12 protein-coding genes are annotated in these 11,972 nt (G+C 72.2%); all 12 read right to left on the bottom strand.

All coding sequences use genetic code 11. The features are described 5' to 3' along the window. Positions 1 to 101: 101 nt before the first annotated feature. Positions 102 to 719 carry a response regulator gene (locus ACZ4M3_RS06740; RefSeq protein WP_453356221.1) on the bottom strand — a complete coding sequence of 206 codons (618 nt, stop codon included), beginning with the start codon at positions 717 to 719 and terminating at the stop codon, positions 102 to 104. Beyond that, on the bottom strand, positions 716 to 1,834 hold the full coding sequence (locus ACZ4M3_RS06735) for a sensor histidine kinase (protein WP_467730821.1): 1,119 nt from the start codon (positions 1,832 to 1,834) through the stop codon (positions 716 to 718). Before ACZ4M3_RS06735 ends, ACZ4M3_RS06740 begins: the two co-directional genes overlap by 4 nt. Positions 1,835 to 1,908: 74 nt before the next feature. Beyond that, positions 1,909 to 2,661 carry an ABC transporter permease gene (locus tag ACZ4M3_RS06730; RefSeq protein WP_467730539.1) on the bottom strand — a complete coding sequence of 251 codons (753 nt, stop codon included), beginning with the start codon at positions 2,659 to 2,661 and terminating at the stop codon, positions 1,909 to 1,911. Then, positions 2,658 to 3,617 carry an ABC transporter ATP-binding protein gene (locus tag ACZ4M3_RS06725; RefSeq protein WP_467730538.1) on the bottom strand — a complete coding sequence of 320 codons (960 nt, stop codon included), beginning with the start codon at positions 3,615 to 3,617 and terminating at the stop codon, positions 2,658 to 2,660. The genes ACZ4M3_RS06730 and ACZ4M3_RS06725 overlap by 4 nt, the downstream gene beginning before the upstream one ends. A gap of 176 nt (positions 3,618 to 3,793) precedes the next feature. After that, positions 3,794 to 5,893, bottom strand: a complete 2,100-nt coding sequence (locus ACZ4M3_RS06720; protein WP_467730537.1) for a peptidoglycan binding domain-containing protein — start codon at positions 5,891 to 5,893, stop codon at positions 3,794 to 3,796. Between the two features lie 205 nt (positions 5,894 to 6,098). Further along, on the bottom strand, positions 6,099 to 6,482 hold the full coding sequence (locus ACZ4M3_RS06715; RefSeq protein ID WP_467730536.1) for a DUF6113 family protein: 384 nt from the start codon (positions 6,480 to 6,482) through the stop codon (positions 6,099 to 6,101). Continuing rightward, positions 6,479 to 7,384: an N-acetyl-1-D-myo-inositol-2-amino-2-deoxy-alpha-D-glucopyranoside deacetylase gene (gene mshB, locus ACZ4M3_RS06710; protein WP_467730535.1), complete on the bottom strand. Its 906-nt coding sequence runs from the start codon at positions 7,382 to 7,384 to the stop codon at positions 6,479 to 6,481. The genes ACZ4M3_RS06715 and mshB overlap by 4 nt, the downstream gene beginning before the upstream one ends. 23 nt (positions 7,385 to 7,407) lie before the next feature. After that, entirely contained in the window at positions 7,408 to 7,602 is a 195-nt protein-coding gene (locus ACZ4M3_RS06705) for a hypothetical protein (RefSeq protein WP_030226073.1), read from the bottom strand. A 336-nt stretch (positions 7,603 to 7,938) separates the two neighbouring features. Beyond that, positions 7,939 to 9,036 carry an ABC transporter ATP-binding protein gene (locus ACZ4M3_RS06700; RefSeq protein WP_467730534.1) on the bottom strand — a complete coding sequence of 366 codons (1,098 nt, stop codon included), beginning with the start codon at positions 9,034 to 9,036 and terminating at the stop codon, positions 7,939 to 7,941. Next, positions 9,029 to 10,012 (bottom strand): ABC transporter ATP-binding protein, encoded by a 984-nt coding sequence (locus tag ACZ4M3_RS06695; protein ID WP_467730533.1) that lies wholly within the window; start codon positions 10,010 to 10,012, stop codon positions 9,029 to 9,031. The genes ACZ4M3_RS06700 and ACZ4M3_RS06695 overlap by 8 nt, the downstream gene beginning before the upstream one ends. A gap of 13 nt (positions 10,013 to 10,025) precedes the next feature. After that, positions 10,026 to 11,027, bottom strand: a complete 1,002-nt coding sequence (locus ACZ4M3_RS06690) for an ABC transporter permease (protein WP_467730532.1) — start codon at positions 11,025 to 11,027, stop codon at positions 10,026 to 10,028. After that, entirely contained in the window at positions 11,020 to 11,943 is a 924-nt protein-coding gene (locus ACZ4M3_RS06685; RefSeq protein WP_467730531.1) for an ABC transporter permease, read from the bottom strand. Before ACZ4M3_RS06685 ends, ACZ4M3_RS06690 begins: the two co-directional genes overlap by 8 nt. Positions 11,944 to 11,972: the final 29 nt, after the last annotated feature.

The following is an 11,972-nucleotide window of genomic DNA, read 5'->3' as shown; positions in this document are numbered from 1 at the left end:
TCGTCCGCGCCGCCGCCGCTCAAGCGCCCCCGGCTGCGCCGGGCCTCGTGGGGCTCCGCCCCGCACCCCGCGCCTCAAGCGCCGGCGAGGCTGGGGATTTCCTAGAGCCAGCCCTTTTCGCGGGCCACGCGGACGGCTTCGGCGCGGTTGCGGGCGGCCAGTTTCTGGATCGCCATCGAGAGGTAGTTGCGGACGGTGCCCTGGGACAGGTGCAGCCGGGCCGCGAGTTCCGCGTTGGTCGCGCCGAACTCCGCCGCGCGCAGCACCTCCCGTTCCCGGTCGGTCAGCGGGTTCGCCCCCTCGGCCAGCGCCGCCGCCGCCAGCGTCGGGTCGATGACGCGCTCGCCGGTGAGTACCTTGCGCACCGCGTCCGCCAGCTGCGCGGCCGGGGCGTCCTTCACGAGGAACGCCGATGCCCCCGCCTCCATCGCCCCGCGGAGGTAGCCGGGACGGCCGAAGGTGGTCAGGATGACGATCCGCAGGGCCGGCAGGGCGTCCCGCAGGGCCGCGGCCGCCTCGATGCCCGTCATGCCCGGCATCTCGATGTCGAGCAGCGCCACGTTCACGTCGTGTGCCCGGGCCGCCGCCAGTACCTCGTCCCCGCGGGCGACTTGGGCCAGCACCTCGATGTCCGGCTCCAGGCCGAGCAGCGCGGCCAGGGCCTCCCGGACCATGGACTGGTCCTCGGCGAGGAGGATCCGGATGGGCCGTGACGTCATGACGGTGATCCTAGGGGGACGCGGGCCAGCAGCCGGAAACCGGTCCGGCCCACCGGACCCGCCTCCAGGGTGCCGCCCACCGCGTGCAGGCGCTCCGTCAGGCCGGTGAGACCGTTGCCGTGGACCGCCGTGCCGCCCGCACCGTCGTCGAAGACGGCCAGTTCGACGAACCGTCCGGCCAGCGTCTGGCAGGTGTCCAGGCTGACCGTGCAGCGTTTGGCGCCGCTGTGCCGCACCGCGTTGGTCACCGCCTCGCGCAGCGACCACGCCAGCGCCGACTCGATCTCCTGCGGGAGGTCCTCCGGGACCTCCGAGGGGAGGTCGGCGAGCACGCCCGCCGCCGTCAGGGCGGTGCGCGCGCCCGCCAGTTCGCCCGGCAGGGTCGGCCGCCGGTAGCCGCTCACCGCTTCCCGGACGTCGACCAGCGCCTGCCGGCTGACCTGTTCGATGTCCGCCACCTGCTGGGCGGCGAGCTCCGGGCGGTCCGGCAGCATCCGGCCCGCCAGTTCGCTCTTGAGCGTGATCAGCGACAGCGAGTGGCCGAGCAGGTCGTGCAGGTCCCGGGCCATCCGCAGCCGTTCCTCGTTGGCGGCGAGCTGCGCCACCGTCGCCCGGGCCTCGCGCAGCTCCACGGTGGTGCGGATCATGGCGCGGATGCCGACCATCGCGAAGCCGCCCATAACGGCCGGGATCAGCAGGCCCGCCAGGTACGCGTCACCGCCGGGTACCGCCAGGGCCGTCGCCGTCAGCAGCCCGGTCGCGGCCGGTACCGTCCAGCGGGAGATCTCCCCCGGGAGCGCGGCGCCGGAGGAGATGGAGACGTAGACGAAGAGGACCAGCCATTCGCGGCCCAGGCTCAGGGAGAGGACCGTGGCCTGGGTGGAGAGCACCGCGACGGAGATCAGCAGCCAGCGCAGCTCGCCCTCCCGGGCGGTGCGGAACACCAGGGCCAGGTACCAGGCGACGAAGACCGCGAGGCCCAGACCGCCGAGCACCCGGGCCTGCGTACTGTGTCCGCCGCTGACCAGGTCGACCACGGGGGCGCTGAGGTAGAACAGCCACAGGCTGATCCACATCGACTTCACGATCTTGTGGCGCCGGGTCTCGGGCCGCATGCCGATCCTCGGTCCGCCGGGCACCCCCGTCAGGCTGCCGTCAACGGCCCTGGTCGTGCTGGTCACTTCCGTCCTCACGCCTTCAGAGAGTCCTTGCGGTACAGCCAGGCGGCGGCACCAGTGAACAGTACGAAGTAGACCGCGAGGATCGCCACGTCCTTCATGTGGGGCGCGCCACCCAGTTCTATCGCCTGGCCGAGGCCCGCGTAGGCGTGGGTTGGCAGCCACTCGCAGATGTCGCGCAGCCACTGCGGGAAGTTCGCGGTGGGCATCCACAGGCCGCCGAGGATGGAGAGGCCGAAGTAGAACAGCATGGTGATGGGGCGGACGGTGTCCCCGCTGGCCAGGTAGCCGATGGCCACGCCGAGGGCGGCGAAGACGAGGCTGCCGGCCCAGATGGAGCCCGTCAGGGCGAGCCACTGCCAGGCGTCGAACCGCACGCCCTTGACCAGGGCGGCCACCGCGAAGACCACGAGGATGGCGGGCAGGGACAGCACGCCGGCGCTGGCGGTCTTGGCCAGGACGTAACCGCGGCCCGGCAGGGCGGTCAGGCGCAGCTGGCGGACCCAGCCCGCCTCGCGCTCCTTGGCTATGCGCTCGCTGTTGCCCATGAGGACGGCCGTCAGGGCGCCGAAGGAGGCCATGGCGACCATGTAGAAGGCGGGCAGGGTCAGTTCGGTGCCCATGACCTTGGTGGTGCCGTTCAGGGTGCCGCCGAGCATCAGGAACAGCGCCGCCGGATAGAGGACGGTGAAGAACAGGTACTTCTTGTTGCGCAGGGCGCGGCTGATTTCGAGCTTGATGAGCTTGATCGTTCCGGTGGTCATGATGCGTTGGCCTCCTCGGCCTCGGTGAGGGCGATGAAGGCCTGTTCCAGGCCCAGCCCGGCGACTTCCAGGTTCCGGGGGTAGAGCCCCAGGGCGTAGACGGCGTGCACGGTCGCGTCGGCGTCGCGCGACTGGAGCTTCACGGTGTCCCCGTGCCGCTCGTAGCCGGTGAGGTGCGGCAGGGCGCGCAGCGCCTGTTCGTCCACCTGGTCGTCCGCGAGGTCGAAGGCGATCCGGCGGGCGCCGGCCTTCGCCTTGATCTCGGCGGCGCTGCCGTCGGCGAGGAGCCGGCCCTTGCTGAGTACGAGGACCCGGTCGGCTATCGCGTCCGCCTCCTCCAGGTAGTGCGTGGCGAACAGGACCGTACGGCCCCGGGCGGCCTGCTCCCGCATCGTGGCCCAGAAGGCCTGGCGGGAGGTGACGTCCATGCCGGTCGTCGGCTCGTCCAGCACGATCAGCTCGTTGTCGCCGGCGGTGGCGAGCGCGAAGCGGACGCGCTGCTCCTGGCCACCGGAGAGCTTGTTGACGAGCCGGCCCGCGATGTCGGAGATCCCGGCGCGGCCGAGCACCTCTTCGACCGGGTACGGGCGGGGGTGCAGCGCGCAGGTGAGGGCGACTATCTCGCGTACGGTCACTTCCTCCATCAGCCCGCCGGTCTGGAGCATGGCTCCGACCCGGCCGGCTGCTATCGCCTCGCGGGGCGTGGTCCCGAACAGCCGGACGGACCCGGAGTCGGCGGGGCGCAGCCCGAGCAGGAGGTCGAGGGTGGAGGACTTGCCGGCGCCGTTGGGGCCGAGGAGCGCGACGGTCTCGCCCGGGTGCAGGTCGAGGGAGAGGCCGTCGACCGCGCGGACGGCGCCGTAGTTCTTGGTCACGTTCTGGAAGCTCACCACGGAACCGGTGGCGGCTCCTGAGCCCGGGGCGGCGGCTGTCTGCGTCGCGGTCGTCGTCTTCATGGCTCAAGATTCGCCCGTAGCGCCCGGTCCGCGGCAGTGTCGCGCGTCGTGACTGCCGCATGACAGTTGTCATCCCGTGGGCGTGACGGCGTGCCGGAACGGGTCGGAGCCCCGGCCGGCCCTCCCGTGCGAGGAGGCCGGCCGGGGCTCCGGCCTGCGGTGGGGTCAGTCGGTGATCAGCTCGCGTTGGTGTCGATGACCGCGGTCCGCTCGGCGGCCGTCTTGCCGCGCAGGGCCTTGCCGAGGGCGCCCGCGACGTCCTGCGGGGTGACGGCGGTCTTCGCCCCGGTGCCCCGGGTGATCTGGATCCCGTCGAAGGTGTCGCTGTAAGCGGCCTTCAACGCTTCGAGGTCGTACTTCTCGACGAGGTGCCCGTCGACGACCTGCATGCTGAGGATCTTGGGCAGCGTCTTGGCGCCGAACGCGATGGACTTGGTGCCCGCCTTGACGGTGGCGATGCCGGACATCGCGGGTTCCGCGAACTCCTTCATCGCGCGGTCCAGTTCCGCCTGGTTGACCGCCGGTTCCCGGTTGGCGGTGGGCAGTTCGACGGGGGTCGGCTTGCCGGTGGCGACCGCGTCGCGGAACGCCTTGATCACCGGGTCGACGGAGCCGTCCACGTCCAGGCTGGTGCCGGCCCGTCCGGGAACGGCGACCGCCTTGCCCGTGTCGAACTTGATCGTGCCCTCGGTCGCCGTGCCCGCGCTGCCCGCCAGTTGCTGGAGGGCGACGCGCAGCTTCTCCTCGTCCACGGGCATCACCGCTTCGGCCTTGCGCTCCTGGCCGAAGAGGGAGCCGATGACGGTGACGGGGTTGTAGTCGCTGCCCGTGGCGTTGCGGACGGTGGTCTGGGTGTCGAGCGTCAGCCCGGCCTTGTCGGGCTTCAGCTCGACCTGCTTGCCGCCGATCGTGAACTGGAGCGGGGCGGCGGCGCGGGTGCCGAAGCGGTCCTGGAGCTTGGTGACGGCCTCGTCGCGGCCGCCGCTGATGTCGACGCCGAGGACGGTGGTGCCCTTGGGGACGTCGGAGTGGTTCAGGAGCAGCCCGGCGCAGTAGGCCACGCCGAGCAGGGCGACGAGGCCGCCGCCGATGACGACGAGCTTGGAGCGCTTCTTGGCGGGCTTGGCGGGGGCCTTGGGGGCCGGCCGGGTCTGCTTCGGCGGCTGCGGAGCCGCGGTCGGCACGACCGGCCCGGGTCCGGGGCCGCCCGCGGACGGACCGCCGGGCAGCGGGCCGGGACCGCCGGGGAACTGCGCGCCGGGCAGCGGGCCGGGACCGCCCGGGAACTGCGCCCCGGGACCACCGGCGGGCCGCGGTCCGCCGGCCGGCGGGGCCTCCGGGCCGGGCCAGCGCGGCGCGTCGTCGGCGCGTACGGGGGCGGTGCCCAGCGCGGGGCCACCGGTCGGCCCGGCGGGTGCGGCCGGTCCCGCCGGGTCGGTGTACGCGGGGAACGCCTCGGTCGAGGGACCGTTGTCGAACTCCGGGTACCCCTGGGCCGGTCCACCGCCCGGACCCGACGGGGCGGGCGGCCCCGGCGGGAACGGCCGGTCGGCGCCGTATCCGGCCCCGGGACCCCGCGGGCCCGGCGCGCCGCTGCCGAGGGGCGCCCCGGGTACGGCGGCCCCACCAGGCCCGCCCGGCCCGGCGGCCGGGCCCGAACCGTAGCCCGCGCCCCCCTGCCCCGGACCGGCCGGTCCGGGACCGGCCTGCGCCGGACCGGCCTGCGCGGGACCGGAATCGGTCCGCACGCCCGCCGGCGGCGTCGCGGGGGCCTTGCGCGGCGCGAACCAGTTGCTGGACGCCTCGTCCGAGCCGCCCTGGGCCGGCCCGCGGCCCGCCTGGGAGACGGCGGGGGTCCGCGTGGGCAGCGGCGCGGGCGGTGCCTGCGGCGCACCTCCGGCCTGCGGACCGGCGGGCGGCGCGGGCGCCGGAGCGGAGGCCTGCCCGGCCGCCTCCCCGGGCGCGCCGGGCCGCGACTCGGCGGAGCCCTCGCCGTCCTTCACCGGCTTGCGCACGACGACGGGCGGGATCGGACGGGAACCCGGGATGTTGATCCGGATCCGGGTCGTCAGGGTGGTCTCGGTCTTCGGCCCGTCGGAGTCGGGCGTGGACGGCTTCGAAGTCACAGGGTTCTCCTCCGTGGCGGTCGCCGCGCCAGGGCCGGGTGGCACAGTCGTGGACGGATACTGGCCGGTTCCATACGGCGTGCCCGAGGGGTGGGCGGCTCCACCGTGCCCTTGGGGCCCGGGGGACGAACTGTCAGTTTCACGACTCAAGGCAGGTTCTCCCGGTTGGCTCCGCCGCCCGTCAACCTTGCGCGGGCAGCTCGGCGGCCCGTCCACCATACTGGCCGCCGTGCACGCGCAACTGTCCGTCGGGAATCAGGGATTCCTCTTGGGCCTTCGCGGGCCCACCCTCGCACGGACCGTCAAACCCCCTCAAGCCGTCCCCGATCGGAGTCCGGCCGAGTTCGACGGCACGTCAGCGCCGCGGCCCCGCGGCCGAAACCGGCCCCTCCGGCGCACTCTTCATCGTGGCGCAGATCACAGCGACGGCGACCCCGCCCAAAAGGTATGCGTACAGCCCCATTCCGGACGAACCGAGCAGGAAGTCCCCTTCGGGGCGCGGCAGGCTGAGCAGCACGTACGCCAGGAACCAGCCACCCGCGGCCGCGCCCACCCCGATCCCGCTCCCGGTCACGAGCCGGCCGGCGAGGAAGACCCCGAAGAGGGCGAGCAGCGCCAGCAGCAGTCCGCCGGGGAACCAGAGGTCGACCACGAGCCATCCGGCCGCGCCCGTCACCGCCCCGGCGACGAGCAGGCCCAGCAGGGCGGCGATCCGCCCGGCGCCCAGCGTCCCGGTCATGCCGTCACCCCCGCGAACAGGTCGTGCTCCCGCTCGCCCGCCGGGACGCCCGGCTCGCCCGCGACGAGTTCGTAGTACTCACGGGCGAAGAGCGGCTGGGCCAGGTCGTTCGAGAGGGCGAAGAAGGGGCCGTCCACGGCCACCTGGGTGGCGTGCGCCCGCATCGCGGCGGCCTTGGCCCGCGCGAAGGTCTCCCGGCCGTCCTCGTCCCCGATCTCGGCGGTGATCCGCTCGTCCGGGACGACGCCCGGCACGTCCTGGGGCGTCGCGACGCCCGGGAAGGGCACCGCCGCGCCGGCCGCGCGCAGCCGTGCGAAACCCTCGTCGACCACCGAGCGCGGCACCCGGTTCCAGTAGACCTTGCGGATCTCGTGCGGGTCGCCGAGGTCACGGCGGTACGTGGGCTCCGCCGCGAGTTCGGCGGCGCGGGTGGCGACCCGGTGTGCCTGGATGTGGTCGGGGTGGCCGTAGCCGCCGTCGGGGTCGTAGGTGACCAGCACCTGCGGCCGCAGCTCCCGGATCACTTCCACCAGGTGCGCGGCGGCCTCGTCCACGTCGGCGGACCAGAAGGCCCCGGGCCGGCGGTTCTGCTCGGCGCCCATCATCCCGGAGTCGCGGAAGCGGCCGGGGCCGCCGAGGAAGCGGTGGTCGGTGACGCCCAGTTCCTTCATGGCGGCGGCGAGCTCGCCGACGCGGTGCGCGCCGAGGGTGTCGTCGCGGTCGGGCGCGAGGTGGGCGAGGGCGGGCGGGATGACCTCCCCCTCCTCGCCGAGCGTGCAGGTCACCAGCGCGACGTGGGCGCCCTCGGCCGCGTACTTGGCCATGGTGACGCCGTTGTTGATCGACTCGTCGTCCGGGTGCGCGTGCACGAGGAGCAGACGACGGGCGGGAAGACCGTTCATGGGGTCAGCCTACGAGCTGGGCCCTACAGCTTGAGGCCACTGATCATGCTCGCCACGTTCGACGTCAGCTGGCTCAGGGTCGGCGCGATCGTCGAGCTCGCCAGGTAGAAGCCGAGGAGCACACAGACGAAGGCGTGTCCCGCCTTCAGCCCCGACCTCCGCACCAGCAGGAAGACGACGATCGCCAGCAGCACCACGGCCGAGATCGAGAGTGCCACGGCGTTTCACCTCCACGTCGAGCGGACATCGGTACGCGTACTCGTGCTCGGCGGAGTCATACCCACCGTGCGCTACGGATCATAACTATCCGTACCAGCGCATCGATCGAATTCCGGCAGCACGAGGGGCGCACGCCGCGCACGTGGAGGGGCACGGGGAGGCCGGCCGGGAAGGCTGTACGCCTGCCCGACCGGCCGTCGGCACCCGCACGGCCGCACGCGCACCAGGCTGCCGGGCGGATATCTCGGGGCAGATACCGCCAAGTTGCCGCGGAGTAAACGCCGGTCGGGTGCACGGGAGGGGTATTCGGACGTACGCGCGGGGGTGGCCGGAAATCATCCGTCCCGCGGTGGCCCCTCCTCCTTGGTGAGCCCCGTGGGCGGCGCGGCCGGCGGTGGACCCGGCGGCGGGGCCGTCACCGGCACCACCTGCTTTTCGGCCGCGAAGTGACAGGCCGACGGATGCGCCCGCGGTCCGGACGGGAACCACTCCGGAACGGCCAGCGGCGGCACCTCCACCGCGCACCGCTCCTGCGCCTTCCAGCAGCGGGTACGGAAGCGGCAGCCCGACGGCGGGTTGGCCGGCGATGGGACGTCGCCGACCAGGATGATCCGCTCCCGCAGCGCCCGGGCGCGCGGGTCGGGCACGGGCACGGCCGAGAGCAGCGCCTGGGTGTAGGGGTGGGTGGGGTGCTCGTAGATCTCGGTGTCGGTGCCGATCTCGGCGATGCGGCCCAGGTACATCACGCCGACCCGGTCGGAGATGTGCCGGACGATCGACAGGTCGTGGGCGATGAACACGTAGGAGAGGCTGAACTCGTCCTGGAGGCGCGCCAGCAGGTTGACGACCTGCGCCTGGACCGAGACGTCCAGCGCCGAGACCGGCTCGTCCGCGACGATGACCTCGGGCCGCAGGGCCAGTCCGCGGGCGATGCCGATGCGCTGGCGCTGGCCGCCGGAGAACTGGTGCGGGTACCGGTTGATGTACTCCGGGTTCAGGCCCACGACGTCCAGCAGTTCCTGGACCTTGCGCCGCCGGTCGCCCTTCGGGGCCACCTCGGGGTGGATCTCGTACGGCTCGCCGATGATGTCGCCGACCGTCATGCGCGGGTTCAGCGAGGTGTACGGGTCCTGGAACACCATCTGGATGTTGCGCCGGACGGCCTTGAGGGCCTTGCGCGACAGCTTGGTGATGTCCTCGCCCTTGTACGAGATCGTCCCGGCCGTCGGCCGCTCCAGGTTGACCAGCATCTTGGCGACGGTGGACTTGCCGCAGCCCGACTCGCCGACGATGCCGAGGGTCTCGCCCTGGTGCAGGTCGAAGGAGACCCCGTCCACCGCCCGGACCGCGCCGATCTGCCGCTTGAAGACGATGCCCTGGGTCAGCGGGTAGTGCTTGACCAGCCCCTTCACCTCCAGGATCGGCTCAGGCATGCAGGCACTCCTTCCAGAAGTGGCAGGCGGAGGTGCGCGGCACGGGCGACTCGGTCACCTCGTACAGCGGCGGGACGTCGGTGCGGCAGACGGGCTGCGCCATCGGGCAGCGCGGGTTGAACGCGCAGCCGGGCGGGATGCGCAGCAGGTTGGGCGGCAGCCCCTTGATCGCGTAGAGCTCCTGGCCCTTCTGGTCCAGCCGCGGGATGGAGTCCAGCAGACCGCGGGTGTACGGGTGCGCGGGGGCGGCGTAGATCTCGTGCACGGGGGCCGCCTCGACGATCCGGCCGGCGTACATGACGGCGATCTTGTCGGCCACGTCCGCCACGACGCCGAGGTCGTGGGTGATCAGGATGAGCCCCATGTTCAGTTCCCGCTGGAGCTCCGCGAGCAGGTCCATGACCTGGGCCTGGACCGTGACGTCCAGGGCCGTGGTGGGCTCGTCGGCGATGATCAGCGCGGGTTCCAGGGCGAGCGCCATGGCGATCATGATGCGCTGGCGCATGCCGCCGGAGAACTGGTGCGGGTAGTCCCCCACCCGCTGCCTGGCCGCCGGGATCTTCACCCGGTCCATCAGCTCCACCGCCTTGGCCCGCGCGGCCTTGCGGGAGAGGCCGCGGTGGACCTCGTACATCTCGCCGAGCTGGGCGCCGACGCTCAGTACCGGGTTCAGGGAGGAGAGGGCGTCCTGGAAGATCATGGCCATCCGAGCCCCGCGGATCCTGCGCCGCTCCTCCTCCCGCATCTTGAGCAGGTCCTGCCCCTGGAAGAGGATCTCGCCGCCCGCGATCCGGCCCGGCGGCATGTCGAGGATCCCCATCACGGCCTGGGCGGTCACCGATTTGCCGGAGCCGGACTCGCCGAGCACCGCGAGGGTCTCGCCCGCGTCCACCGAGTAGTCGACGCCGTTGACCGCCTTCGCTACCCCGTCGCGGGTCTTGAACTCCACGTGCAGGTCGCGCACTTCGAGCAGCATGGACAGGGGCTCCTCAGCGCAGCTTGGGGTCGAGGGCGTCGCGCACCGCGTCGCCGAGCATGATGAAGGCCAGCACGGTCAGGCTCAGCGCGCCCGCCGGGTACAGCAGCATGTGCGGGGCGTTGCGGATCTGCGAGGCGGCGTTGGAGATGTCGATGCCCCAGGAGACGGTCGGCGGCCGCAGGCCCACCCCGAGGAACGACAGGGTGGCCTCCAGGGCGATGTAGGTGCCCAGGGCGATGGTGGCGACGACGATGACGGGGGCGACGGCGTTGGGCGCGACGTGCCGCAGCAGCATCCGGGTGTTGCCGGCGCCGAGGGCGCGGGCGGCCTGGACGTAGTCGTTCTGCTTCGCGGTGATCACCGAGCCGCGGGCGATGCGGGCGAGCTGGGGCCAGCCGAGCAGCACGATGAATCCGACGACCGGCCACACGGTGGTGCTGGTGACGACGGACAGGAAGACCAGTCCGCCGAGCACGACCGGGATGCCGAAGAAGATGTCGGCGGTCCGGGAGAGCAGGGAATCGCCCCAGCCGCCGAAGAACCCGGCCAGCCCGCCGAGCGCCGAGCCGAGCAGGGTGGCGCCGAGGGTCGCGCAGACGCCGACGGTGATGGAGGCGCGGGCCCCGTAGACGGTGCGCGTGTACACGTCGCAGCCCTGGGTGTCGTAGCCGAAGGGGTGCCCCGGTGCGGAGCCCTGCTGCGACTTGGACAGGTCACAGTGCAGCGGGTCGCCGCTCGCGATGAGCTGCGGCCAGATCGCGATGACGACGAGGAAGAGGATCAGCAGCGAGGAGACGACGAAGACGGGATTGCGGCGCAGCTGGTGCCAGGCGTCGGACCACAGCGAACGGGCCTTCTCGGCCGGGCCCGTCGGATCGTCGCCCAGCACCTTCTCCAGGCTTTCGGCCTCGTCCAGCGCGAGGTCCATGGGGCCGCCCTGGCCGGTGGGTGCGATGGCCTCTCCCTCTCCGGGTTGCAGCGGGTCGTAGGCGGGCTCGTCGCGCTCAGGCATAGCGGATCCTCGGGTCCAGGACCGCGTAGAGCAGGTCGACGAGCAGGTTGGCCAGCAGGAAGACGATGACGAGGATCGTCACGAAGCCGACCACCGTCGGGGAGTTGTTGCGCAGGATGCCCTGGTACAGCTGGTAGCCGACGCCGTGGATGTTGAAGATCCGCTCGGTGACGATGGCGCCGCCCATCAGGGCGCCGATGTCCGTGCCGATGAAGGTGACGACCGGGATGAGCGAGTTGCGCAGCAGGTGCCGGGTGACGACGCGGCGGCGCGGGAGGCCCTTGGCGGTGGCGGTGCGGACGTAGTCGGCCTTGACGTTCTCGGCGATGGAGGTGCGCGAGAGCCGGGTGACGTAGGCGAGGGAGACGAGCGCGAGGACGATGCCGGGCAGGATCAGCTCGTTGAAGGGGGCGTCCGGCGAGACGGTGGGCCGTACCCAGCCCCATTTGACGCCGAAGAGGTACTGGAGGAGGTAGCCCGTCACGAAGGTGGGCACGGAGATCACGATCAGGGTGAGCACCAGCAGGCTGGTGTCGACGGACTTGCCGCGGCGCAGTCCGCTGACCACGCCGAGGGTGATCCCGACGATGACCTCGATGACGACGGCGACGATGGTCAGGCGCAGGGTGACGGGGAAGGCGGTGGCCATCAGGTCGGTGACGCTCTGGCCGTTGAAGGCGGTGCCGAAGTCGCCCTGGAAGATCTGCCCCATGTAGTGCAGGTACTGCTTCCACAGCGGCTGGTCGAGGTAGAGGTCCTTGCGGATGCGGGCGGCGGTCGCGGGGTCGGGAGCCTTGTCGCCGAAGAGGGCCGCGACGGGGTCACCGAGCGCGTACACCATGAAGAAGATCAGGAACGTGCTGCCGATGAACACCGGGATCATCTGGAGCAGCCGCCGGATCACATAACGTCCCATGGACTGCTCCAGGATCGATCCGAAGGCGG

This window comes from Streptomyces sp. NPDC026522 (genome assembly GCF_055567555.1).
This window is presented reverse-complemented; position numbering and strand designations above follow the sequence as displayed.

Bases quoted from the DNA above. Each gene is read 5' to 3' on its own strand.
- ACZ4M3_RS06740 (WP_453356221.1), bottom strand. From the start codon at position 719: ATGACGTCACGGCCCATCCGGATCCTCCTCGCCGAGGACCAGTCCATG.
- ACZ4M3_RS06735 (WP_467730821.1), bottom strand. From the start codon at position 1,834: ATGCGGCCCGAGACCCGGCGCCACAAGATCGTGAAGTCGATGTGGATC.
- ACZ4M3_RS06730 (WP_467730539.1), bottom strand. From the start codon at position 2,661: ATGACCACCGGAACGATCAAGCTCATCAAGCTCGAAATCAGCCGCGCC.
- ACZ4M3_RS06725 (WP_467730538.1), bottom strand. From the start codon at position 3,617: ATGAAGACGACGACCGCGACGCAGACAGCCGCCGCCCCGGGCTCAGGA.
- ACZ4M3_RS06715 (WP_467730536.1), bottom strand. From the start codon at position 6,482: ATGACCGGGACGCTGGGCGCCGGGCGGATCGCCGCCCTGCTGGGCCTG.
- mshB (WP_467730535.1), bottom strand. From the start codon at position 7,384: ATGAACGGTCTTCCCGCCCGTCGTCTGCTCCTCGTGCACGCGCACCCG.
- ACZ4M3_RS06700 (WP_467730534.1), bottom strand. From the start codon at position 9,036: ATGCCTGAGCCGATCCTGGAGGTGAAGGGGCTGGTCAAGCACTACCCG.
- ACZ4M3_RS06695 (WP_467730533.1), bottom strand. From the start codon at position 10,012: ATGCTGCTCGAAGTGCGCGACCTGCACGTGGAGTTCAAGACCCGCGAC.
- ACZ4M3_RS06690 (WP_467730532.1), bottom strand. From the start codon at position 11,027: ATGCCTGAGCGCGACGAGCCCGCCTACGACCCGCTGCAACCCGGAGAG.
- ACZ4M3_RS06685 (WP_467730531.1), bottom strand. From the start codon at position 11,943: ATGGGACGTTATGTGATCCGGCGGCTGCTCCAGATGATCCCGGTGTTC.